Origin of the sequence: Pseudomonas sp. GM79, from assembly GCF_000282495.1 — a bacterium.
GTDB lineage: Bacteria > Pseudomonadota > Gammaproteobacteria > Pseudomonadales > Pseudomonadaceae > Aquipseudomonas.
Map to the genome: position 1 here is coordinate 1 of NZ_AKJE01000035.1, position 22719 is coordinate 22719.

Annotated in this window: 22 protein-coding genes; 8 read left to right on the plus strand and 14 right to left on the minus strand. The window is 58.2% G+C overall.

Translation table 11 applies throughout. The features are described 5' to 3' along the window. Positions 1–371: 371 nt before the first annotated feature. Both PMI36_RS19410 and PMI36_RS19405 read left to right on the plus strand, forming a co-directional pair. A complete protein-coding gene (locus tag PMI36_RS19410) occupies positions 372–2309 on the plus strand; it encodes an alkaline phosphatase D family protein (protein WP_008070420.1) in 1938 nt (645 codons plus the stop codon). Positions 2310–2325: 16 nt separating this feature from the next. Next, positions 2326–2853, plus strand: a complete 528-nt coding sequence (locus PMI36_RS19405; protein WP_008070421.1) for an AAA family ATPase — start codon at positions 2326–2328, stop codon at positions 2851–2853. Positions 2854–3011: 158 nt separating this feature from the next. Here PMI36_RS19405 and PMI36_RS19400 read toward each other — a convergent pair whose 3' ends face one another. After that, positions 3012–4187 (minus strand): aspartate aminotransferase family protein, encoded by a 1176-nt coding sequence (locus tag PMI36_RS19400; protein ID WP_008070422.1) that lies wholly within the window; start codon positions 4185–4187, stop codon positions 3012–3014. Positions 4188–4289: 102 nt separating this feature from the next. Between PMI36_RS19400 and PMI36_RS19395 the strand changes: the two genes are divergently transcribed. The 3 genes from PMI36_RS19395 to PMI36_RS19385 all read left to right on the plus strand — a co-directional run bounded on the left by PMI36_RS19395 (position 4290) and on the right by PMI36_RS19385 (position 6746). Beyond that, on the plus strand, positions 4290–5195 hold the full coding sequence (locus PMI36_RS19395; protein WP_008070423.1) for a LysR family transcriptional regulator: 906 nt from the start codon (positions 4290–4292) through the stop codon (positions 5193–5195). A 136-nt stretch (positions 5196–5331) separates the two neighbouring features. Further along, a complete protein-coding gene (locus PMI36_RS19390; protein ID WP_008070424.1) occupies positions 5332–6345 on the plus strand; it encodes a sensor domain-containing diguanylate cyclase in 1014 nt (337 codons plus the stop codon). Then, a complete protein-coding gene (locus tag PMI36_RS19385; protein ID WP_008070425.1) occupies positions 6342–6746 on the plus strand; it encodes a GNAT family N-acetyltransferase in 405 nt (134 codons plus the stop codon). Before PMI36_RS19390 ends, PMI36_RS19385 begins: the two co-directional genes overlap by 4 nt. Before the next feature lie 8 nt (positions 6747–6754). Here the strand turns inward: PMI36_RS19385 and msrA are convergent, their stop codons facing one another. The 3 genes from msrA to msrB are packed head-to-tail and all read right to left on the minus strand — an operon-like array spanning position 6755 to position 9851. Further along, entirely contained in the window at positions 6755–7462 is a 708-nt protein-coding gene (msrA, locus tag PMI36_RS19380) for a peptide-methionine (S)-S-oxide reductase MsrA (RefSeq protein WP_008070426.1), read from the minus strand. Positions 7463–7504: 42 nt separating this feature from the next. Beyond that, complete coding sequence (locus tag PMI36_RS19375; RefSeq protein ID WP_008070427.1) at positions 7505–9292, minus strand: cytochrome c biogenesis protein DipZ; 1788 nt, start codon at positions 9290–9292, stop codon at positions 7505–7507. Between the two features lie 43 nt (positions 9293–9335). After that, entirely contained in the window at positions 9336–9851 is a 516-nt protein-coding gene (msrB, locus tag PMI36_RS19370) for a peptide-methionine (R)-S-oxide reductase MsrB (RefSeq protein WP_008070428.1), read from the minus strand. A 154-nt stretch (positions 9852–10005) separates the two neighbouring features. Between msrB and PMI36_RS19365 the strand changes: the two genes are divergently transcribed. From PMI36_RS19365 to PMI36_RS19355, 3 genes are all read left to right on the plus strand, one after another. Continuing rightward, positions 10006–10722, plus strand: a complete 717-nt coding sequence (locus tag PMI36_RS19365; RefSeq protein WP_008070429.1) for a response regulator transcription factor — start codon at positions 10006–10008, stop codon at positions 10720–10722. Further along, a complete protein-coding gene (locus PMI36_RS19360; protein ID WP_008070430.1) occupies positions 10719–12245 on the plus strand; it encodes a sensor histidine kinase in 1527 nt (508 codons plus the stop codon). The genes PMI36_RS19365 and PMI36_RS19360 overlap by 4 nt, the downstream gene beginning before the upstream one ends. A gap of 138 nt (positions 12246–12383) precedes the next feature. Further along, positions 12384–13088, plus strand: a complete 705-nt coding sequence (locus tag PMI36_RS19355; RefSeq protein ID WP_008070431.1) for a hypothetical protein — start codon at positions 12384–12386, stop codon at positions 13086–13088. 274 nt (positions 13089–13362) lie between these two features. Here the strand turns inward: PMI36_RS19355 and cyoE are convergent, their stop codons facing one another. From cyoE to PMI36_RS19300, 10 genes are all read right to left on the minus strand, one after another. Beyond that, positions 13363–14250, minus strand: a complete 888-nt coding sequence (gene cyoE / locus PMI36_RS19350) for a heme o synthase (RefSeq protein WP_007896421.1) — start codon at positions 14248–14250, stop codon at positions 13363–13365. 11 nt (positions 14251–14261) lie between these two features. Then, a complete protein-coding gene (gene cyoD, locus PMI36_RS19345) occupies positions 14262–14597 on the minus strand; it encodes a cytochrome o ubiquinol oxidase subunit IV (protein WP_007896420.1) in 336 nt (111 codons plus the stop codon). Then, positions 14598–15224, minus strand: coding sequence for a cytochrome o ubiquinol oxidase subunit III (locus PMI36_RS19340; RefSeq protein WP_007896419.1), 627 nt, complete (start codon positions 15222–15224; stop codon positions 14598–14600). A 3-nt stretch (positions 15225–15227) separates the two neighbouring features. Beyond that, the gene (cyoB, locus tag PMI36_RS19335) at positions 15228–17258 is read right to left on the minus strand and encodes a cytochrome o ubiquinol oxidase subunit I (protein ID WP_008070432.1); all 2031 of its coding nucleotides are present in this window, start codon (positions 17256–17258) and stop codon (positions 15228–15230) included. A gap of 3 nt (positions 17259–17261) precedes the next feature. Beyond that, a complete protein-coding gene (gene cyoA / locus PMI36_RS19330) occupies positions 17262–18206 on the minus strand; it encodes a ubiquinol oxidase subunit II (RefSeq protein ID WP_008070433.1) in 945 nt (314 codons plus the stop codon). Between the two features lie 828 nt (positions 18207–19034). Beyond that, positions 19035–19544, minus strand: a complete 510-nt coding sequence (locus tag PMI36_RS19320) for a disulfide bond formation protein B (RefSeq protein ID WP_032830273.1) — start codon at positions 19542–19544, stop codon at positions 19035–19037. A gap of 184 nt (positions 19545–19728) precedes the next feature. Next, the gene (gene moaE / locus PMI36_RS19315; protein WP_008070435.1) at positions 19729–20181 is read right to left on the minus strand and encodes a molybdopterin synthase catalytic subunit MoaE; all 453 of its coding nucleotides are present in this window, start codon (positions 20179–20181) and stop codon (positions 19729–19731) included. 3 nt (positions 20182–20184) lie between these two features. Next, positions 20185–20427, minus strand: coding sequence for a molybdopterin converting factor subunit 1 (moaD, locus tag PMI36_RS19310; protein WP_008070436.1), 243 nt, complete (start codon positions 20425–20427; stop codon positions 20185–20187). Next, positions 20424–20897, minus strand: a complete 474-nt coding sequence (gene moaC, locus PMI36_RS19305) for a cyclic pyranopterin monophosphate synthase MoaC (RefSeq protein ID WP_032830274.1) — start codon at positions 20895–20897, stop codon at positions 20424–20426. The genes moaD and moaC overlap by 4 nt, the downstream gene beginning before the upstream one ends. A gap of 237 nt (positions 20898–21134) precedes the next feature. Next, positions 21135–22529 (minus strand): PhoH family protein, encoded by a 1395-nt coding sequence (locus PMI36_RS19300; protein WP_007896403.1) that lies wholly within the window; start codon positions 22527–22529, stop codon positions 21135–21137. Between the last annotated feature and the right edge of the window lie 190 nt (positions 22530–22719).

A 22719-nucleotide genomic window follows, 5' to 3' on the forward strand; every position in this document is an offset into this window, starting at 1 on the left:
TTCAGAAGTTTTCAAAGTTTCCTTTGTAACTTCAACCACTTGCGCTTTCGATCTCTCGTTAGCGGGAGGCGAATAGTACAGCATTTTATTTCGTGGTCAACCACCTGTTGCGATTAATTTTCCCCTTAACGAAACCCCTCAAGGCGAGTGCTGATTTCTGCCTCTATTAAGCAGCCCTGCTTTACTCATCGACACACCCAGATGTGGACAGGGTGAAACCAGCATGCGTCCGTTACAGTTCCTATGGCACATGTATTCGCGAGGCGATCATCTGTTACAGATTCAGGCATAAGCCATTGGCCATCAGACAATCCTCACCACTAGCTGCGTTATCATCGCCCGCCTCTCTGCACCAAGAGTCTTGAACCCGGATGTCCGTATCTTTGCCATTGCCCGCCGATCACTCCCTATTGCCACCGGTCCTCGTCGGTCCGCTGTTACGGCGCCTGGAACCCACGCGGCTGGTACTGTGGTTGGTAGGGTCGCGTGCGCTGCCGCTGACGCTGCGCCTGCAAGGAGTCGACATCAGTCTCGATGCGGGACAACGCACGGTTATCCCGGTCGGTACTCATGCCTTCATTCATTTGATAGATGTGCCACTGGATGCCGCCCTGCCCTGCGACACGTTGATCGAGTACGACCTGCTGATCACCAACGCGGATGGCACTCAGTCGGGCATTCTCGAATGGGCGCCTCATCTACTATATGGCGAGGCGCAATGTCCGAATTTCGTGTTGCGCTCGCGGATCGATCAATTGCTGCATGGCTCCTGCCGTAAACCTCACCATTCAGCGGCTGATGGTTTGCTGTGCGTCGATCGATTGCTGGAGTCTGAGCCGGAGGCTTGCAAGCGCCCCGCGCTATTAATGATGAGCGGCGATCAGGTATATGCGGATGATGTCGCGGGGCCGATGTTGCGGGCGATTCATGCCTTGATTGAGCGTCTGGGGCTGTTCGGCGAACACCTCGACGGTGCGGTGGTCAGCGACAGCGCCAAACTCTACGAGCATCCTGCCAGTTACTACCATCGTGCGGATTTGTTACCGGCGCTTGAGAGCAACGAAACCCTGCGCGAACGATTTTTCGGTGGAGCGCGTAAGCCGATCTTTACCAGTAGCAGCGCCGACAACCATTTGGTGACCTTCGCCGAGGTCATGGCCATGTACCTATTAGTATGGTCGCCCACGTCCTGGACACTGATCGCGCCGCAACCACCGGCACTGACGCCCGAACGACGCAAGCGTTACGCCCTGGAGCAGACGCGCATCGAGGAGTTCAAAAAAGGACTGGGTGGTGTTGGGCGGGCGATGGCGCACCTGCCGAGCCTGATGATTTTCGACGACCACGACATTACCGATGACTGGAATCTTTCCGCGCAATGGGAGGAAACGGCCTACGGCCATCCGTTCTCCAAGCGCATCATCGGCAACGCGCTGCTCGCTTATATGCTGTGCCAAGGCTGGGGCAACAACCCGGACGCGTTTGGCGGCATGCTGGAAAAAACCCGCCTATTGAGTGCCTCGGGGCAAGATACTTACCTGGACAGCGATGTCCAGGATAGCTTGATCGACGAGTTGCTGAGCTTTCAGAAGTGGCATTACGTGCTGCCCACTCGCCCTGCGGTGGTGGTGCTCGACACTCGCACTCGGCGCTGGCGCAGCGAAATGACGCTCAAGCAACCGTCCGGTCTGCTGGATTGGGAAGCGCTCAGCGAGCTGCAGCAGGAATTGCTCGATCATCCCTCGGCGATCATCGTTTCGCCCGCGCCGATTTTCGGCGTCAAATTGATCGAGACCGTGCAACGAGTGTTTAGCTGGTGCGGTTATCCACTGTTGGTGGACGCCGAAAACTGGATGGCCCATCGCGGCGCCGCCCAGGTAATCCTGAACATTTTCCGACACTCCCGCACTCCTGGTAACTACGTGGTGCTGTCCGGTGATGTGCATTATTCCTTCGTCTACGAAGTATTGATCCGACACCGCAAGGCTGGCCCACGAATCTGGCAGATCACCAGCAGCGGTATCAAAAATGAGTTTCCGCCAGCGCTGCTCGAATGGTTCGACCGCCTCAACCGCTGGCTCTACTCGCCCCGTTCGCCGCTGAACTGGCTGACCAAGCGCCGGCGCATGCGCATTGTTCCGCACATCCCCGAACACGCCGAAGCCGGCGAGCGGCTTTGGAACTCAGCGGGGATCGGCCAAGTGTTCTTTAATGAAAAAGGCCAGCCGCAGGATATTTATCAATTCAATGCGGATGGATCGCCGAAGACGCGGATGATTGCGCCTGAAATTTCCGAAGCGGCTGACTGACTTTGCCCGAGTTGCCATGAGCAATCATTACCCGCACACCATGAACCTCACCCGAACCCTGATCATCGGCAATTCCGGCTCGGGCAAGAGTTGGCTGGCCAAACGACTGGCCGAGCACTTGCAAGTACTCTGGATCGATCTCGACCTGATTCACTGGGTATCCGATGAACACAGTATCGCTCGTCCCCGCGCCGAAGCACTGGGAATGGCGCGAGTGGCGGCGAGTGGAGAGCGCTGGGTTATCGAGGGTGTTTACGACTGGATGATCAGTGAACTTGTGGAGCAGGCGACAGCGCTGATCTGGCTGTGTCTGGATGATGAAGACTGCGTCAGCCATATTCGCCAGCGGGAGGCGAAGCGCGATGAGCATGACGAGTTACTGATAGCGTTACTGGAATGGGCCGGCAGCTACCGTACTCGCGAAGGGTCCAGTGGATTTGCCACGCATCAGCGCTTGTTCGAAGGGTTTAGCGGTTCGAAACTTCAACTGATGAATCGGGATGAAGTCACGGCTTTCGTCAGCACAGTGCAACAAATCGACTGATTGCTCCTGATTCCACTGACGCAGACACCGATTCTGTAGGAGCTGCCGAAGACTGCGATCTTTTGATCTTGATTTTCGACCAAACTGAAATCGCTGAAAATCAAAAGATCGCAGCCTTCGGCAACTCCTACAGAGGGAATGCGTACATCCAATAGATGTCAGGCTGCGCTCACTGCCCGACACACACCTCTGACAATCATCTCCACTTCCCGCTCATCAATCGTCAGCGGTGGCAGCAGGCGAATGGTCTTGCCCCGTGTCACGTTGATCAGCAAGCCGTGATCGCGGGCTGCAATCAGGGTCAGGTCGCGAATCGGTTGTTTGAGTTCAATGCCGATCATCAAACCTTGGCCGCGAATCGCCAGAACGTTGGGATCATCGGCCAATTCGATGCGCAATCTGGCGAGCAAGCGTTCACCCTGCAGTCTGGCGTTTTCCAGCAGCCCTTGCTCTTCAATGATCTCCAGCACGGTGCACCCCACTCGACACGCCAATGGATTCCCGCCGAACGTGCTGCCGTGGCTGCCGGGGGTGAACAGGTCGGCGGCTTTGCCCCGGGCCAGGCAGGCCCCGATGGGAATGCCGTTACCAAGGCCTTTGGCCAGCGTCATGACGTCCGGGACAATCCCTTCGTGCTGGAACGCAAACCACTGGCCGGTGCGGCCGATGCCGGTCTGGATTTCGTCGAGCATCAGCAGCCAGGCGCGCCGGTTGCACAGTTCGCGTACCGCTTTGAGATAACCGGGCGGTGCCACTTGCACACCGCTTTCGCCCTGAACCGGCTCCATCAGAATCGCCACGATGCGTGGACCGTGGGCTTGTTGGACCGCCTCCAGCGCAGCGAGGTCGCCGAATGGCACTTTAATGAAGTCCCCCGGTAATTCGTTAAACCCCAGACGCACCGCCGGGCCGTCACTGGCGGACAGGGTGCCAAGCGTACGGCCGTGAAAGGCGTTTTCCATGACTACCACCAGCGGCTGCTCGATGCCTTTGTGCCAGCCGTAAAGCCGCGCGAGTTTCAGCGCGGTTTCGTTGGCTTCGGCGCCAGAGTTGTTGAAGAACGCCCGATCCATGCCGGAAAGCCGAACCAGTTTCTGCGCCAGCCGCTGTTGCCAGTCGATGCTGTACAGGTTGGAGGTGTGCAACAACAGCCCGGCCTGTTCGCTGATGGCTGCCACGATTCGCGGATGGGAATGGCCGACGTTGGTCACCGCTACGCCCGCCACCGCGTCCAGATATTCGCGGCCGGCCTGATCCCACAAGCGCGTGCCCAGGCCTTTGCTGAAACTCAGGGCCAAGGGTTGATAAGTGCTCATCAGGCAGGCGGCGGTCATGACATCAAACTCCATTAATAGTCGGTGTTTTTGCAGTATGGTTAGCCACCTGAGCTGGATAAACACTGCAACACTTCAATCATTTTAAAGCTGGGCTTGATAATGGATTTGTTCCAGGCAATGACCGTTTACGTAAGAGTGGTGGAAGCCGGCAGCATGACCGCCGCCGCTTTGCAGTGCGAAATGTCCACGACCATGGTCGGCAATCATCTTCGGGCCCTGGAGCAACGTCTGGGTGTGCGCCTGCTTAACCGTACGACACGACGCCAGCGGCTGACGGAATTCGGCACGGCGTATTATCAACGTTGCCTTGAGGTATTGGGGCTGGTGGCCGATTCCGAACGGCTGGCCGAACAGACCCTCGACGAGCCGAGCGGCACCCTGCGCATCACCGCACCGCTGACCTTCGGCACCGAACGGCTGGCGCCGGCCTTGAGCGACTTCGCCTTGCGCTGCCCGCAGGTCAAACTCGACGTCGTGTTGACCAACCAGCGCCTGGATCTGCTCGACAACGGTTTCGATGTGGCGATTCGCTTGGGCACTACCGAGATGTCCAACATGATCGCCCGCCCGCTCATCGACTACACGATGACCCTGTGCGCATCGAAGGACTATCTGGCGCGCCGGGGCACTCCTGAAAAACCCACCGACCTGCAACACCATGACTGCCTGGCCTTCGCCTACCCGGCCGGAGACGACTGGCACTCGGTAGCCAAACAATGGCGCCTGAGGGGACCCGAAGGCGAAGTCATGGTGGCAGTCAGCGGGCCGATGCTGATCAACAGTTCGGCGGGGCTGCACCAAGCGGCGCGCACCGGTATGGGCATCGTGATGGTGCCCGATGCCTTGGTGGAGCAGGACCTTCAGGACGGAAAGCTGGTGGCCTTGATGCAGGACTACCAACTGCCCAGCCGTCCGATGAACCTGGTGTACGCCCAGGACCGCTACCGTTTGCCGAAATTGCGCAGCTTCGTCGACTTTGCGCTGCAGAGGTGGGGCAAGCAGTAGCGGGCGCTCTCAAATAGTTTCCCCGCCGCGCTGGGGAAACTAATTGAGAACGCCCCTCTAGCAGGGGCAATACCCCATGAACTAATCTCCCCGACTGGCGAGTCACGTTGATATCAGTTCGGCAGGGAGACCGATGATGGGTGAGGCATCGAATATCGAGCCGTTGAAGTTCAATCTGTCAGATTTTAACGAAGACATGCTGCACACCATTCTGGAACTGGTCAGCGATGGCATCTGGGACTGGAACGCCAACACCGGGTTCGTCTACCGCAACCCCGGGTGGTACGAGATGCTCGGTTATCCACCTCATTCCCTGGATAACACTGTGCTGACCTGGGAAAACGTGATCCACCCCGACGATTACTCGCGGGTCATGGCGCTGTTTGATGACTACCTGAATCAGCGCGCACCCGGTTATCAAGCCGAGTATCGCTGCCGCATGCGCGATGGCACTTACACCTGGATCGAAGATCGCGGCTATGTGCTGGCACGTAATGCCGACGGCTCGGTGGCACGAATGGTCGGCGCGCACCGCAGTATCGAAGACAAGAAACGCCTGTTCGAAGAAATGGAACGGCGCAATCAATCCCTCGAAGCCATCGTCGAAGAACGCACCCGTGAGTTGTCTCGGGTCAATGAGCAGTTGCAGATTCAACTCGAAGAGAATCGCAAACTGGCGGAAACCGATGTGCTGACCTCCATCGCCAATCGCTATCGACTGGAAAAGGCCCTGCCCCAGGAATGCGACCGCGCCCAACGCTTTCGCCAACCCCTGTCGCTGATCGCCATGGACATCGATGACTTCAAAAACATCAACGATCACTACGGCCACGCCCTGGGTGATGCGGCGTTGGTGCAGGTGATCGAGAGCGTGAAGCACTGCGTGCGCGAAGGCGATCTGTTGGCACGGTGGGGCGGTGACGAATTCATCATGATCCTGCCCAATACCTTGTTGGCCGACGCAAGGGCACTCGCTGAAAAAATCCGTCACAGCCTGTCGAGCTTGCTACCGGTCGGGGACTATCAAGTCACCATGAGTTTTGGCGTGGTGCAACGCTTTGAAGAAGAGCAACAGACAGGGTTGCTGGCCAGGGCCGATCAGGCGCTGTATCGATCGAAGATTGCGGGCAAGAATGTAATTTCGGGATGAATACTCCCGTGCTTATCCGTGATGCGCAGCCCTCGGACGTGGAGTCCGTGCGACTTTTTCTTGGCGAGAATGGCTGGGCTCACCGCACCGGCTCATCCGAGCATTTCGCGCAGCTGATCGCTAATTCCCAACGTACAGCTCTTGCGATAACGGACTCCCACATCGTCGGGTTTGCCCGAGGTATCACCGACGGATTGTCCAATGGTTATCTGTCGATGGTTGTCGTGTGTGGGCAGCATCGGCGTGAAGGCATCGGTCGCGCACTGGTTGAGCATGTCATGGGCGACAACACCGCCATTACCTGGGTTCTGCGAGCAGGCCGTGAAGGCGCTTCAGATTTCTTTTCAAAGCTTGGCTTTGAAACGTCGACCATTGCGATGGAACGCTCACGCTTGAAGTAGCCAATGCACTATTGACCAGCCTTCACCAACACCGGCTTCTCCTGATACCGATCCGGATACAACTGTTTCAACTGCGCCACCTTCGGCAGGTCATTGATCACGATGTAAGGATACGTCGGATGTTCGGTCAGGAAGTCCTGATGTTCTTCCTCGGCCGGGTAGAAACCGTTGTAGGTTTCCAGTTTGGTGACGATGGGTTTGTTGAACGAATGGGCAGCGTCTAGCTGGGTGATGTAAGCCTGGGCGACGCGTTGCTGTTCGGCGCTTTTCGGGAATAGCGCCGACCGATACTGAGTACCGCGGTCCGGCCCCTGGCGGTTGAGTTCGGTGGGGTTATGGGCCACCGAGAAATAGATCTGCAACAGGCTGCCATAACTGACTTGAGCCGGATCGTAGGTGACTTCGACGGCCTCCGCATGACCGGTATCGCCATTGCTGACCCGCTCGTACTGAGCGGTGTCGGCTGTGCCACCCGCGTAACCGGATACAGCGTTCTTCACCCCTTTGACGTGTTGAAATACCCCTTGGACGCCCCAGAAGCAACCGCCGGCAAAAATTGCCGTTTCACTGCGGGCTTCAGTGTTCTCGTCGAGTGTTGGTGGCGCAATGATGACCGCCTCTTCGGCGCCTGCGAAAGAAAACGCGGCGCACTGACCGATAAAACTGGCTGCGGCCAATCCCAGCAGGGTGCGACGCCAGTTAAATAGGGTTTTCATGGCTTGTCTCCTGAATGAATGGGGCTATCAACCAAACGGCTATCAACCAAAGGTGAATGCATACGCCGACACACCCGGATCGAGAAATTCAATGCTGAATGTCCGGTCCTTTACGCCTGCGGTCTGGCGTACCAATTGATACAACCGCTGCTCGGTAACGCTGCCGCTGCCATCCGGCGCCACGTCAACACCGTGGGCAGTACCAGGGGGCTTGCCGTCAATCAACACGTTGAAACGCACCGGTTTGCCATCAGCACCGGGGCCCAATACCAGATGCAGATCGCGAGCGTGGAAGCGATAGACGATTCGACTGGCCGGTGCGTTCGAAACGGCCCGCTCCGGACCGACCGTCCATTGGCCCTCCAGGCTCCAGTTATTGAGGGCCAGTCGGGACGGCGGGCTATAGGCCGTCATCTTGTCTGGCGCCAGATCGGTTTGAGCAACGAAATGCTCCGCCCGTCGGTAGCCGATATAGGTTTCCGGCGATTGCACTTCACTCATGTCCGGGGCGAGCTGGACGCCCTCGGCACGAGCATTGATCAGCCCGTCCGCGACCTTCTCGGCGCCCGCCTCATGCAGCAGTTGTTGAATCACTCGCTCCGATTCGGCGTATTTGCCCTCGCCAAAGTGGTGGTAACGAATGCGCCCTTGAGCATCGGCAAAATAGTGGGCAGGCCAGTATTGGTTGTTGAAAGCACGCCAAACCTTGTAGTCGTTATCGATTGCCACCGGATAAGTGATGCCCAGGTCTTTCATGGCTTTGGTGACGTTGCCTACATCACGTTCGAAGGCAAACTCGGGCGTATGGACGCCGATCACCACCAAGCCCTGATCACGATACTTCTCGGCCCAGGCCTTTACGTACGGCAGGGTGCGCAGGCAGTTGATGCAGGAGTAAGTCCAGAAATCCACCAGCACGACCTTGCCCTTCAAGGCCTGGGCGGTGAGAGGTGGAGAGTTGAGCCATTGCACAGCGCCGTCCAGCGATGGAAGGTTGCCTTCAATCGGCAGTTCGCCCGGTATCTTGGCGGTCATTTTCATACTGCCGACGGATTGATCGCCGCCCCGTGGAATCTGCGACATCATCGCCCCACTGCCGGTCGGCAACTTACCGGCCAGCCGATTTACCAGCGCCTGCTCGATATCGCCGGTGGATGCCGTCGAGACCCGCGCCAGAATCCCGGTATCCAGCCCCAAGGCGATCGCCACTACACCCGCCAGCATCGCGCCTCCCAAGCCTCGACGCAGCCACTCGCCTGCGCCTATCGAGCGCTTCATCGCGGCGAAGACTTTACCGCCCAGCAGCAATGCCGCGGCGAGAGAGGTGGCGGCGCCGGCCGCGTAAGCCAGTAGCAACAAGGTGGTGGCGATGTTTGCCCCTTGCAGCGCCGCGCCAGTCAACAGCAGGCCCAGAATCGGCCCGGCGCAGGGCGCCCAAAGCAGGCCCGTGGCGACACCGATCAGCAACGAAGCGCCGGGGCGCGGCCGGGTATCGAGAGCCGCGGCTTCCGACAGCCGACCGCCGGCCGCCACCAATGGTCGCGTCAGGCGCTCGGCCAACCGTGGCAGCAACAGCGTCAGCCCGAACAGCGCAACGAACAGCAACGCGAGCCAGCGACCGTACTGATTGACTTGCACCACCCAACCGCCGCCCACCGCCGCCAATGAGGCGACGAGCGCGAAGGTCAGCGCCATCCCCGCCAGCAGCGGCAAGCCACTCTTGATAAACGGCTGCCCGGTGCGAGCGAAGACAAAGGGCAATACCGGCAGAATGCACGGGCTGACGATCGTCAGCACACCACCGAGATAAGCGAGGACCAGAAGCCACATAACGTCGACCTGCGTGAAGTGAGTGGAAGGAAGTGCCCATGGATTACGCCTGTGGCTTGAAAGTCAGCGCCAGACCGTTCATGCAGTAACGCAGACCGGTGGGCTTTGGCCCGTCCTCGAAGACATGGCCCAAGTGACCGCCGCAACGACGGCAATGAACCTCTTCGCGCAGCACGCCGAAGGAGCGGTCCTGACGGGTGGCCACCGCGTTGTCCAGTGGCGCCCAGAAGCTCGGCCATCCAGTGCGGCTGTCGAACTTGGTGTCGGAAGAAAACAACGGCAGATCACAACCGGCGCAGGCAAAAACGCCTTTACGGTGCTCGTTGTTCAGCGGGCTGCTGTAGGCCCGTTCGGTGCCCTCTTCGCGCAGGATTTCGTACTGCTCGGCGCTGAGCTTGGCGCGCCATTCGCTATCGCTGTGGGTCACCTCGAAAACCTCCTCCGCGCGGGTCTCATCGATCAGCGCGACGCTTGCGGAAAATTTTGGCAATACACCGACCACCAGGGCTGCAGCCCCAAGCCCGCCGCTCGCTACAAGAAACTGTCGCCGTGAAAACATGGGCCTTCTCCAAAATTCCAGATGCCTTGCATGGAACACAGCCTAGGCTTGAGTTGATCGCCAAATCCTCACGAGGAGTTAAACAATTCGTGATAACTCGGCCTCAGGAAAAGCCGCACAATGTTGTTCATTGCATCACGAGGGATTGAGCTCCATGGAACCGACCAAACGCGTCCTGGTGGTCGAGGACGACCTGCCTATCGCCGACCTTATCTGCCTGCATCTTCGCGATGAGCAGTTCGAGGTGGTGCACTGCGCCGATGGCGATGAGGGCATGCGACTGCTGCAGCAAGGAAGCTGGGACGCACTGATTCTCGACCTGATGCTGCCCGGCGTCGACGGCCTGGAAATCTGCCGCCGCGCCCGGGCCATGACTCGCTACACACCGATCATCATCACCAGTGCGCGCTCCAGCGAAGTCCATCGGATTCTGGGGCTGGAACTCGGTGCCGACGACTACCTGGCCAAACCCTTTTCCATGCTCGAGCTGGTGGCACGGGTCAAGGCATTGCTGCGACGGGTCGACGCCATGGCCCGCAACCTGAAAATGGATGCTGGCAGCCTGATCAGCGATGGCCTGGCCATCGACCCGATCACACGTGAAGTCTCCCTCGATGGCCGTCGTCTTGACCTCACGCCGCGGGAGTTCGACTTGCTGTACTTCTTCGTCCGCCAGCCCGGCAAGGTCTTCTCGCGCATGGACCTGCTCAACGCGGTGTGGGGCTACAGCCACGAAGGCTACGAGCACACGGTCAACACCCACATCAACCGCCTGCGGGCCAAGATCGAGGCCGATCCGGCGCAACCGGCGCGCATCCTCACCGTGTGGGGTCGTGGTTACAAATTCGCGACGAGCGGAGAACAGCCATGAGGTTGACCCTGACCCAACGCCTGTCCCTGGTGTTCGCCGTGCTGTTGCTGGTGTGCTGCGGCACCTCGGCATGGATGCAGGTGCGCTCCAACCAGATGCATGAACTGGAAGTGGTGCAGGGGTTGTCGCGGGATCTGGCGCAGCACATCGCCCACGACACCGTGCTGATGGACCGCAATGGCCCGATGCCCAATGCCGTGCGCGAATTGTTCAGCCAGTTGATGCTGGTCAACCCCAGTGTCGAGGTCTATCTGCTCGACACCGGGGGGCGAATTGTCGGCAGCGCCGCGCCCGAGGGTCGAATACGCCGAGAGCAAGTCGACTTGGCGCCAATCCTGCGTTTGCTCAAAGGCGAAGCCCTGCCGATTCTCGGCGACGATCCGCGCAGCATTGATGGCAGCAAGGTTTTCAGTGCTGCGCCGTTGCGGGTCAATGGTCAGCCGGCCGGTTATCTCTATGTGGTGTTGCTCAGTGAAGAACACGATCGCTTCGCCGAACGCGGCGCCACCAGCGCGGCGCTCAATACCGCGCTGTTATCCATTGGGCTGGTGGCATTGTTGTGTCTGATAGCCGGCCTCACGGCATTTGGCCTGATCACCCGGCCATTGCGTCGTTTGACCGAAAAAGTCAGTCAGTTCGACATCAACGGCGTGCCGTCGGCGGCGCCCTCCTTGCCCGAGCCAGAGCCGGTAGAGAAAGCCGCCAGCCACGATGAAATTGCCATCCTCGACGCCGCCTTCCGGCAGATGCAAGCGCGCCTCGGAGAACAATGGCGCTCGCTGACCCGCCAGGATCAGGAACGTCGCGAACTGGTGGCGAACATCTCCCACGACCTGCGCACACCGCTGGCCTCACTGCACGGTTACCTGGAGACCCTGTCGCTCAAGGACGCCACATTGTCCCCCGCCGATCGCCGTCGTTATCTTGGGATTGCCCTGGATCAAAGCCGCAAGGTCGGTGGCCTGGCGCAATCGCTGCTGGAACTGGTGCGGCTGGAGCACGGTTTCGTGCAACCGGTGCTGGAGCGCTTTTCGCTGACCGATCTGGTGCAGGACATCTTTCAGAAATTCGAACTCAGCGCCGAAGCGCGCCAGATCGAACTCAAGGCCACCTTCGCCCCCAACGTCTCGGCGGCCTGCGCAGATCTTGGGTTGATCGAGCGGGTGCTGACCAACCTGTTCGACAATGCGCTGCGCCATACGCCCCAAGGTGGAGAAATCGAACTCAGCCTCCGCCCTCAAGGGTCTTTCATCGAAGTCACCGTCAGCGACACCGGCCCGGGAATCGCTCCCGAACTGCGCGAAGGTCTGTTCCTGCGCCCGTTCAACATTGGCGGCGCACGGCGCGATGGCGGATTGGGGCTGCGGATCGTGCACCGGATCCTGCAATTGCACGGTCGAGAGATTGAGCTGATTGATGTGCCCGGACGCGGCGCGACCTTTCGTTTTTCCTTGCCGGTGGATGAGCAAACGGCAGAACAAAGCGTGGCTCGCTCGATGAATATAAATTCGATGGGGAAATAGTCGACAGCGCTGGCAAAAATGCTGACCAGCCGCCTGTTCATCCGTGACAACGCAGCCTCGGTCCAATAGATTAGGCGGCCTGAAAAGGCTTCGTGCTTTCTCGCCTCAATCCAAGTTAAAAGAAGTAGTGAAATTTCAATGTCCGATTCCAATACCGCTGAATCCGTAGTCACCTTGTCGTCCAAAGCGGAATACGAAAACTCCATCAATCTTTCACAACACGTGCCTCAGGCCAAGACCATCAGCGAGATGGTTCTGGATGCTTTTCAATCCACCCGGGAAAGCGACCAGATCCGCGAACTGCGCGCCGCGATTCGCCAGGCTCATGACAGCTTCGACGACGACAAAGCCTACGAATTGATGGGTGAACTCAAGCAACTGAAAGATGCCGAAGCGGCCGACATTGCTGCCCTGGAAGACCTGAGCAGCAAGTTCCCGATCAGTCGCATTCTGTCCAGTTTCAAGGACGACCCGGCGTTCCAGGAAATCGTCTACGGCCTGGCGCTGAAGGTACTGAACCAGACTCACCAGGCCATCAGCAACCCGAGCAGCGGCAAAAGCAAAGCGGCTCGCGCCAAGAAAGACGTCGAAGTGTTCACCATCAGCAAGGACGGCATCAGCGTCACCCTGCCCCTGCGCACCCCGCGCTCGCGCCTGAACGTTGACCGAGAAGCGCTGGAATTCCTGGGCTTCACTTTCGTCGGCGAAGGCGATGAAGCCGAGCTGGAAAGCGAAACGTTCCTGGACAATGCCGGGGCCGAACAAGCGGTCAACCGCAAGAACATCATCACCGCGCTTCAGCAGCAAACCGCGTTCGACGGCTACAGCATCGCCGCGCAGTAACGCTATACGCTGCACATAAAAATCCCCGCCATCAGAGCGGGGATTTTTATTGTCTGTTCGCCTATTAACTTTTTTCTGATACATCGCGGCGCAGCCATCGCGAACAAGCCCGCTCCCACATTGGCTCGGCATCGAGCACAAAAATTGTGGCAATGTCGATCCGTGTGGGAGCGGGCTTGCTCGCGAAAGTGGCGACGCGGTCTATCAGGACAACCCAATAAAAAGCCCCGCCCTTCTCTCGAAGGGCAGGGCTTTTCTTTACCGCATCCGAAGCTTAAGGCGCGTAAGTCAGCAACAGCTCACTCGGCACTTTAAAATCCAGCGACATCATCACGCTCAACGCGGTAATGGTGAAGATCGAGAACACGAACAGCTTGCGTGCCCAGACCGTGTCATCCACTGCCTTGTAGCCGGTCCAGGCCATGTACAACCAATACATGCCCATGGCTGCGGCGACGGCGAGGTAGCTCATGCCGGCGTAGCCGCTGAAGGTCAGCATCAAGGTCGCCACGAGGAACGCCAGGATGTAGAGCAGGATGTGCTTCTTGGCCACTTCAATTCCACGCTTCACCGGCAACACCGGAATCGATGCGGCCAGGTAATCGTTGAAGCGGAAGATTGCGATGGCGTAGGAATGCGGCATCTGCCACAGGCTGAACATCACCAGCAGCGTCAGTGCGGCCATGTCGAAGCTGTTTGTCACAGCCACATAGCCAATCACCGGCGGCATCGCCCCCGACAGACTGCCCACCAGCGTGCCGTGAACCGACTTGCGCTTGAGGTACAGACTGTAGAAACCGACGTAGATGACGAAACCGATCACCGCGAACAACGCAGCCAACGGGTTGGCCACCTTGTACAACAATGCAACGCCGAAAACACCAAGGATGGTCGCAAAAGCCAGGGCCAGTTTCAGGGAGATCAGGCCCTGGACCAGCGCACGGTTCTTGGTGCGTTCCATCTTCAGGTCGATGTCGCGGTCGATGCAGTTGTTGAACACGCAACCGGAAGCGACCACCAGGGACGTGCCGATCATCGCAGCCAGGAAAATGGCCAGATCGACATGCCCTTTGGAGGCCAGGAAAAATCCGCCTGCCACAGAAAGCACGTTACCGAAAATGATCCCCGGTTTGGTGATTTGGATAAAGTGCTTGAGGGACATGCGGACTTACCTCACTTCGCCATCATGAACGTGTGGATGCTGAACATGATCCACAGCGACAGGCCAACCAGCAGGACGATCACGATCGCGGCGAAGACAAACGCAATCACGTTGTTACGCTGCGCGGCCGAACGGTCCAGGTGCAGGAAGTACACCAGGTGCACCAGCACCTGGACGATCGCGAACGCCAGGACGATCAACAGGGTGATCGACTTCGGCAACGTCGGGTACATCACCAGACCGAATGGAATGACGGTCAGGATCACCGACAGAATGAAACCGATAGCGTAGGACTTGACGCTGCCGTGGCCGGCGTCGTGGCTATCGTGGGAATGAGCGTTAGCCATTTACATAGTCCCCATCAGATAAACAACGGTGAATACGCAGATCCACACCACGTCCAGGAAGTGCCAGAACAGGCTCAGGCAGCTCAGACGGGTCTTGTTGGTCGAGGTCAGGCCATGCTTGTTGACCTGATACATCATGATCGCCATCCAGATCAGACCGCTGGTCACGTGCAGACCGTGGGTCCCGACCAGGGTGAAGAACCCGGACAGGAAGCCGGAACGGCTAGGGCCGTAGCCTTCGGAGATCAAGATGTGGAACTCGTTGATCTCCATGCCGATGAAGCCCAGGCCGAACAGGAAGGTCATGGCCAACCAGCCCAGGACCTGCTTCTTGTTGCCCCGGTAGAACGCCAGCATGGCGAAGCCGTAGGTGATCGAACTGAACAACAGCAGCGCGGTTTCGCCCAGCACGTATGGCAGTTCAAAGATGTCGTGGCCCGACGGGCCACCCGCTACGTTGTTAACCAGTACCGCGTACACCGCGAAGATCGACGCAAACAGAATGCAGTCGGTCATCAGGTAGAGCCAGAAACCGTATACGGTCATCTCGCCCGAGTCGTGGTGATGGTCATCATGCCCATGTCCATCGACATGGGTGTGTCCAGCATTGGTCACTAAGTTCGACATGGTTTAAGCCTGTTCCAACGAGGTTTCAACACGGGTGGCGGTGGCTGGAACTTTCCCGGCCGCTACCAGACGCTTGTGCTGCTCGGCTTCGATGCGCTCGATTACGTCGACCGGCACCATATAGCCTTGATCATCACGTGCAGCGTGGATCACGAAGTACACAACAGTGCCGACCAGGCTTGCGACGGCCAACCACCAGATGTGCCAGATCATCGCGAAACCGAACACGGTCAACAGAGCACCCATGACCACACCGGTGGCGGTGTTGTTTGGCATGTGGATCGGCTCGTACCTGGCCGGAGCCTTGTATGCGGTGCCGTTTTCCTTGGCTTCGGTGAACGGGTCGATGGTTTCTGCTTTTGGCAGCACGGCAAAGTTGTAGAACGGTGGTGGCGAGGAGGTCGACCATTCCAGGGTATGGGCATTCCACGGGTCGCCGTGTTCACACATATTCTGCGGCAGCTTGCGGTCACGGATGCTCACGTAGAGCTGGATCAGCTGGCAGGCGATACCGACGGCGATCATCACCGCACCGAACATGGCAACGTACAGGTACGGTACCCACTCAGGGTTGGTGGTGGCGTTCAGACGACGGGTCATGCCCATGAAGCCCAGTGCATAGAGCGGCATGAACGCGACGAAGAAGCCGCTGATCCAGAACCAGAACGCTGCCTTGCCCCAGCCTTCGTGCAGCTTGAAGCCGAACGCTTTCGGGAAGTAGAAGGCGAAACCTGCGATGTAGCCGAATACCGCGCCGCCGATGATCACGTTATGGAAGTGCGCGATCACGAACAGGCTGTTGTGCAGAACAAAGTCAGCACCCGGAATGGCCAGCAGTACGCCGGTCATGCCGCCGATGGCGAAGGTCACCATGAAGCCCAGGGTCCAGAGAACCTGGCTGGTGAAACGCAGACGGCCTTGATAAATGGTGAACAACCAGTTGAATAGCTTCACACCCGTCGGGATGGAAATCAGCATCGTCGCCAGACCGAAGAAGGCGTTGACGCTGGCACCCGAACCCATGGTGAAGAAGTGGTGCAGCCAGACCATGAAGCCCAGGATCGAGATCGCGCCGCTGGCGTAGATCATCGAGTGGTGGCCGAACAGTTTCTTGCCGGTGAAGGTCGAGATGACTTCGGAGAAGATCCCGAACGCCGGCAGAATCAGGATGTAAACCTCGGGGTGACCCCAGGCCCAGAACAGGTTGACGTACATCATTGGATTGCCACCAAGTTCATTGGTGAAAATGTGGAAATCCATGTAACGGTCAAGTGTCAGCAGTGCCAGAGTAGCGGTCAGGATCGGGAACGAAGCCACGATCAGGACGTTAGCCCAAGTGCAGGTCCAGGTGAAGATCGGCATGTCCATCAGCTTCATGCCAGGGGTACGCATTTTCAGCACGGTGGCCAGGAAGTTGACCCCCGTCAGCGTCGTACCCAACCCGGATAGCTGAAGTGCCCAGATGTAGTAATCCATCCCCACGCCCGGACTGTATTGCAGGCCCGACAGCGGTGGATAAGCAACCCAACCGGTCTTGGCGAATTCGCCAACGCCCAGGGACAGGTTGATCAGCACCACGCCGGATACCAGCAGCCAGAAGCTCAGGGAGTTCAGGAACGGGTAGGCAACGTCACGCGCGCCGATCTGCAGCGGCACCGCAAGGTTCATCAGGCCGGTGAAGAATGGCATCGCCATGAAGATGATCATGATCACACCGTGAGCGGTGAAGATCTGGTCATAGTGTTCCGGTGGCAGGTAGCCAGGCGAACCCTCGGTGGCCATGGCCAACTGGGTACGCATCATGATGGCGTCGGCAAAACCGCGCAGCAACATGACCATGGCGACGATGATGTACATCACGCCGATTTTCTTGTGGTCGACCGAGGTCAGCCACTCGGTCCACAAATAGGTCCACTTCTTGAAGTAGGTGATTGCAGCGAACAGCGCCAGACCACCGAGCGCGATCATGGCGATGGTTACCATCACGATCGGTTCGTGGAACGGGACCGCTTCCCAACTTAATTTACCAAACATCGTTTACTCCTCTGCCCCGGCAGCTGAATGCGAGTTCATGTCCATTCCTTGCGTAGCGGCCACTTCTTTCTCTTTCTTCTCGTGCTTGACCTTCGGACCCGGTTTCATGCCTTCGTACTTGTCGACGATGATCTGGAACAGGTTCGGCGTGACCGAGGAGTAGAGCTCGACTGGGTTGTTCTGGCTTTGCTTGGCAAGGGCTGCGTATTCAGCTTGTTCAAGCTGTTTAGGTGCCTTTTTGACTTCGCTTACCCAGGCGTCGAAATCTTCCTGAGAAGTGGCGATAGCTTTGAATTTCATGCCGGTGAAACCCGCGCCGCTGTAGTTGGCGGAGATACCGTCCATTTCAGCGTTCTGGTTGGCGATCAGGTGCAGTTTGGTCTGCATGCCCGCCATCGCGTAGATCTGACCGCCCAGGGCCGGAATGAAGAACGAGTTCATCACGGCGTCGGAAGTGATCTTGAAGTTGATCGGGGTGTGCGCCGGGAACACGATCTTGTTGACCGTGGCAATGCCTTGTTCCGGGTAGATGAACAGCCACTTCCAGTCCAGCGCAACCACTTCAATGGTGATTGGCTTGACGTCGGATTCCAGCGGCTTGTAAGGGTCAAGCGCGTGGGTCGACTTGTAGGTGACGTAACCCAGGGCAATGATGATCAGTACCGGAATAGTCCACACCGCGATTTCGATCTTGGTGGAGTGGGACCATTTAGGCGTGTAGACGGCGTCTTTGTTGGACGCGCGGTATTTCCAGGCGAACGCGAAGGTCATGAAAATGACCGGCACGACGACCAACAGCATCAGCAGCGTTGCGGTGATGATCAGGTTTCGCTCATCCAGGCCGACCTGGCCCTTGGGATCGAGCAAGGTCATGTTGCAGCCTCCCAGCAACAACGTGCCGAGCAGCGGCAATAAGCCTAGTAGTCTGGGGTACCTGTTTTTACTCATCTCACGACCTCTAAAGCAGCTTGCGCAATGCAGTTGGGTTTTGATCGCCAACACTTCACCCTGCCAAGGGTTGGCATTTTTCTTGGATTGAATAAGGGCCTGCCCGTCGCGCGTCAGACGCTGTTCGACAATTGCTGGGCCTGCGGTGAGTTCTTATTCGAATTCGTGGTCAAGGGCCTTGTTACAGACCAATTCCATTTGGTGCGGATAGTCGGAAGGCACCGACACCTGGGAGTCGCATGAAGCCATCAGGCCTCTCGACACCCTGGTTCTGCTCATGCACCTGAGTAAGGGTGAGCAGTGCCGGGAATTCAGTGCGGGCGATTGTAGATATGTAACGATTCATAAACCATGTCTCATCCCGAAATAATTTATATCCGATCCGACAACAATCATTAACGGCTTTTGCAAAAGTGCGCCATGGTATCGAAATTCATTCTCAACAAAAACACCAAAAATAGTAGGTCTACCACGCGAAGTTCAGACAGCTTCCAAGGCTCTGCGCTCGTCTTCGACCCGGCTCTACCCCCTATGTGACAAGGGCTTTGCCAATTTTCCAGGCCCTGTTAAAACTGCCTGTTTCGACTGACGAGCGCTGAAACCGACAGTGCCTGGGAGAGCAGGTTTTTGCTGCGAAGCGATGCCCTGAATCAGCGATTTGAAATGCCTTGCGACACTCAAGCTGTGACAACATGTCGCATACGTGTCGCACCCTTCCTTGTCGAGCATCAAGGTCTTTTTACCTGACCTGCGAATATGCAAACGCCCCGGCCTCTCAACGAGAACCGGGGCGTTTTTTTGCTTCCTGCAACAGTACGACGTACAGCCTCAGCGCAGCGCTTTGCGGTTACGCGAAATGAGCAGCGGCACCAGCACCACGATCAGCACGAAGGCCAGCAGCGCCCACTGTGCCAGGGACAAGCCGAGGATCGGCGGGTACGGTGTAGAGCAGAAGCCGTCGACCTGGAAGCCCAGCGGGAAGATCTTCGCCAGCGGCAGGCCGTCGACGATTGGCTGCAGCACATCGATACCGCAACTGACCGCCGGGTAAAACTGGGTATAGACGTGATGCCCGGCCACCCCGGCGCCCGCAATGGCGCAGATCACCACCAACGTTTCGAACAGCGTGACGCTGCGGCGGGTGCGCGTCGCTGCGCCGATAAAGGCGAACAGCGCAATCAGCAACAACGCGTAGCGTTGCAGGATGCACAGCGGGCATGGTGCCTCGCCCAGAGCCACTTGCATGTACAGCGCGCCACCGATCAGCGCCAGGCAGATAATGCCCAGCAACACCAGATAGCGCCGCTCACGTCCCAACCGCATGGTTTCCTCGCTCATCGCGTTTCCCTTTTGTGTCCGTGGATATCGGTTGTCCGGAAGTCTACACGCAGCCCCTGCCCTTTGAGAGCCTTGAACGGGCCGCTGAAGTCGGGGGAATAAACGATAAACCGGTTAAGCACGGATTAACCTTTAAGCGATTGTTAATAATCGAAACCGCGACGCGGTCTTCGCGAAGGGTTGCTTACTGCTTCCACCGATCCGCCGCCGCATGATCGCTGTCACGCCCTTCCACCCAACGCGGCCCGTCCCCGGTGTTTTCTTTCTTCCAGAACGGCGCGCGGGTTTTCAGATAGTCCATGACGAAGGCACAGGCATCGAATGCCGCCTGACGGTGGGCGCTGGCGGCGCCGACGAAAACGATCGGCTCGCCCGGCTCAAGCGCGCCGATGCGGTGCAACACTTCCAGCTTCAACAGTGGCCAGCGCTGCTCGGCCTCCGCGGCAATCTTGCCCAAGGCTTTTTCGGTCATGCCCGGGTAGTGCTCAAGGAACATCCCGGCGACGTCGAGGCCGTCATTGAAGTCGCGCACGTAGCCGACAAAACTCACGACCGCACCAACGCCCACATTGGCTGCGTGCATGGCGTTGACTTCAGCGCCCGGGTCGAACGGCGTGGACTGCACGCGAATTGCCATGGCTCAGCCCCCGGTCACGGTCGGAAAAAACGCCACTTCATCGCCATCGCTCACCGGCTCGTCGAGCTGGCAGAGGTCTTCGTTGCGGGCGCACATCAGGTTTTGCTCGCTCAGCACTTCGGCGCCGTCACGTTGGGCCAGCAGCGCGCGCACATCGTCGACCGTGGCGAAATCACCTTCGACCTTCACCGAGTCCACACCGAGCGCTTCACGGTAACGGGCGAAAAACTTCACGGTAATGTTCATGGCTGATCCGCCCGAAAATGACCGCTCTTGCCGCCGAGTTTCTCCAGCAGCCGCACGCTCTCGATGGTCATGCCGCGATCCACGGCCTTGCACATGTCATAAATGGTCAGCGCAGCGACGCTGGCTGCGGTCAGCGCTTCCATTTCGACGCCGGTCTGCCCGGACAACTTGCAGCACGCCACGATGCGCACGGTGTCGTCGCCTTCGGCACTGAGTTCGACCTTGACGCCGGTGAGCATCAACGGGTGGCACAAAGGAATCAGATCGCTGGTTTTCTTCGCCGCCTGGATGCCGGCGATCCGCGCCACGGCGAACACGTCACCCTTGGGATGGCCGCCCGTGACAATCAACTGCAGGGTTTCGGGCAGCATGCGCACCAGCGCTTGGGCCGTCGCTTCACGGAACGTCACGGTTTTTTCAGTGACGTCGACCATATGGGCGCGACCTTGGGAATCGAGATGAGTCAGCACAGGGATACTCCTGATCAGGAGCATCGATTGTAAACCTGTGGGTCAAATTTCCGCACGTTTGATTATCGGATCACCACGAACCCACTGTGGGAGCGGGCTTGCTCGCGAATGCGGTGTGTCAGTCACTATTTACTTCAACTGACACACCGCATTCGCGAGCAAGCCCGCTCCCACATTTGATTTGTGTCGGGCATAAAAAACCGGGCGGCTTTGGGCCGCCCGGTTCTGTTGAAGCGATTACAGATGCGATTCGGCGTATTCGGCCAGAATCGAGCGTGGCACCCCTTGCAGGGTGATGTGTACACCGTTGGGGAAGTCCTTGAAGCGCTCGGTCAAGTACGTCAGCCCGGAGCTTGTCGCGGACAGGTAAGGGGTATCGATCTGTGCCAGGTTGCCCAGGCACACCACTTTGGAACCGGCGCCGGCACGGGTGATGATGGTTTTCATCTGGTGCGGCGTAAGGTTCTGGCATTCATCGATCAGAATCAGACTCTGCTGGAAGCTGCGGCCTCGGATGTAGTTGAGGGATTTGAACTGCAACGGCACTTTGCTGAGGATGTAGTCGACGCTGCCATGGGTGTTTTCGTCGTCCATGTGCAGCGCTTCGAGGTTGTCGGTGATGGCGCCGAGCCAAGGCTCCATTTTTTCCGCTTCGGTGCCAGGCAGGAAGCCGATTTCCTGGTCGAGCCCCTGCACGCTGCGGGTGGCGATGATGCGCCGGTAGCGTTTGCTGACCATGGTCTGCTCGATGGCCGCCGCCAGGGCCAGGATGGTTTTACCGGAACCGGCCGCGCCGGACAGGTTGACCAAGTGAATGTCCGGATCAAGCAAGGCGTACAGCGCCAGGCTCTGATAGATGTCACGCGGTTTCAGGCCCCAGGCTTCCTGATGCAACAGAGGCTCCTGATGCAGGTCGAGGATCAGCAACTTGTCGACCTGGATTTCCTTGATCCAGCCAACAAAGCCCTGTTCGTCGATGATGAACTCGTTGACGTGTACCGCAGGCAGGTTGTCGATCAGCTGCACCTGGTGCCAGGTGCGACCATGATCCTGCCGGGTTTCTACCTTGCTCACCCGATCCCAGAACGAACCGGTCATGTTGTGATAACCGTTGGGCAGCAACGAAACGTCGTCGACCAGTTGGTCGGTGCTGTAGTCCTCGGCCGCAATCCCGCAAGCCCGGGCCTTGAGGCGCATGTTGATGTCTTTTGTGACCAGCACCACGGGCAGTTTTGCATCGCGTGCGCGCAGGTCGATCAACTGGTTGATGATGATGTTGTCGTTCAGATGCTCGGGCAGAATGATGTTCGGCTCAGTGCGCTTGCTCATCAGAATTGACAGCAAACCCTTGGGCCCACTCTTGCCGCGCTGGATCGGTACGCCGAGTTCGACGTCTTCGGGGCTGGCATCGCCCAACGTCTTGTCGATCAGGCGAATCGCCTGGCGGCATTCCGCGGCAACGCTGTGATGCCCGCTCTTGAGCTTGTCCAGCTCTTCAAGCACGGTCATCGGGATGGCGACGTGGTGTTCTTCGAAATTAAGGAGGGCGTTTGGATCGTGAATCAATACGTTGGTATCGAGTACATAAAGGATTGGCTGGTTGGAAGAAGGGCTACGTCCGTGATCATCCATACTCGGTCACCTTTGTGGGAGCCAGTCGACGCAATACCATAACGGTGCTGCGCCTCGAAGTGGCCGCCGAATTCACCTGCGAGGAGTCAAGTGAACTGCACACAAACTGGGGTCTTGGGAGACGCCACCTGTGTTGCAGGTTTCGGCGGTCTGTCTTCGTAATACTCCAAAACATGTGACAGAAAAAAGC

Coding starts and splice junctions, on each gene's coding strand:
- PMI36_RS19365 (WP_008070429.1), top strand. CDS start 10,006: ATGGAACCGACCAAACGCGTCCTGGTGGTCGAGGACGACCTGCCTATC.
- PMI36_RS19300 (WP_007896403.1), bottom strand. CDS start 22,529: ATGGATGATCACGGACGTAGCCCTTCTTCCAACCAGCCAATCCTTTAT.
- msrB (WP_008070428.1), bottom strand. CDS start 9,851: ATGTTTTCACGGCGACAGTTTCTTGTAGCGAGCGGCGGGCTTGGGGCT.
- cyoB (WP_008070432.1), bottom strand. CDS start 17,258: ATGTTTGGTAAATTAAGTTGGGAAGCGGTCCCGTTCCACGAACCGATC.
- PMI36_RS19340 (WP_007896419.1), bottom strand. CDS start 15,224: ATGTCGAACTTAGTGACCAATGCTGGACACACCCATGTCGATGGACAT.
- PMI36_RS19360 (WP_008070430.1), top strand. CDS start 10,719: ATGAGGTTGACCCTGACCCAACGCCTGTCCCTGGTGTTCGCCGTGCTG.
- cyoA (WP_008070433.1), bottom strand. CDS start 18,206: ATGAGTAAAAACAGGTACCCCAGACTACTAGGCTTATTGCCGCTGCTC.
- PMI36_RS19395 (WP_008070423.1), top strand. CDS start 4,290: ATGGATTTGTTCCAGGCAATGACCGTTTACGTAAGAGTGGTGGAAGCC.
- moaE (WP_008070435.1), bottom strand. CDS start 20,181: ATGGCAATTCGCGTGCAGTCCACGCCGTTCGACCCGGGCGCTGAAGTC.
- PMI36_RS19355 (WP_008070431.1), top strand. CDS start 12,384: ATGTCCGATTCCAATACCGCTGAATCCGTAGTCACCTTGTCGTCCAAA.
- msrA (WP_008070426.1), bottom strand. CDS start 7,462: ATGAAAACCCTATTTAACTGGCGTCGCACCCTGCTGGGATTGGCCGCA.
- PMI36_RS19405 (WP_008070421.1), top strand. CDS start 2,326: ATGAGCAATCATTACCCGCACACCATGAACCTCACCCGAACCCTGATC.
- PMI36_RS19320 (WP_032830273.1), bottom strand. CDS start 19,544: ATGAGCGAGGAAACCATGCGGTTGGGACGTGAGCGGCGCTATCTGGTG.
- PMI36_RS19385 (WP_008070425.1), top strand. CDS start 6,342: ATGAATACTCCCGTGCTTATCCGTGATGCGCAGCCCTCGGACGTGGAG.
- PMI36_RS19390 (WP_008070424.1), top strand. CDS start 5,332: ATGGGTGAGGCATCGAATATCGAGCCGTTGAAGTTCAATCTGTCAGAT.
- PMI36_RS19410 (WP_008070420.1), top strand. CDS start 372: ATGTCCGTATCTTTGCCATTGCCCGCCGATCACTCCCTATTGCCACCG.
- cyoD (WP_007896420.1), bottom strand. CDS start 14,597: ATGGCTAACGCTCATTCCCACGATAGCCACGACGCCGGCCACGGCAGC.
- moaD (WP_008070436.1), bottom strand. CDS start 20,427: ATGAACATTACCGTGAAGTTTTTCGCCCGTTACCGTGAAGCGCTCGGT.
- PMI36_RS19400 (WP_008070422.1), bottom strand. CDS start 4,187: ATGACCGCCGCCTGCCTGATGAGCACTTATCAACCCTTGGCCCTGAGT.
- cyoE (WP_007896421.1), bottom strand. CDS start 14,250: ATGTCCCTCAAGCACTTTATCCAAATCACCAAACCGGGGATCATTTTC.
- PMI36_RS19375 (WP_008070427.1), bottom strand. CDS start 9,292: ATGTGGCTTCTGGTCCTCGCTTATCTCGGTGGTGTGCTGACGATCGTC.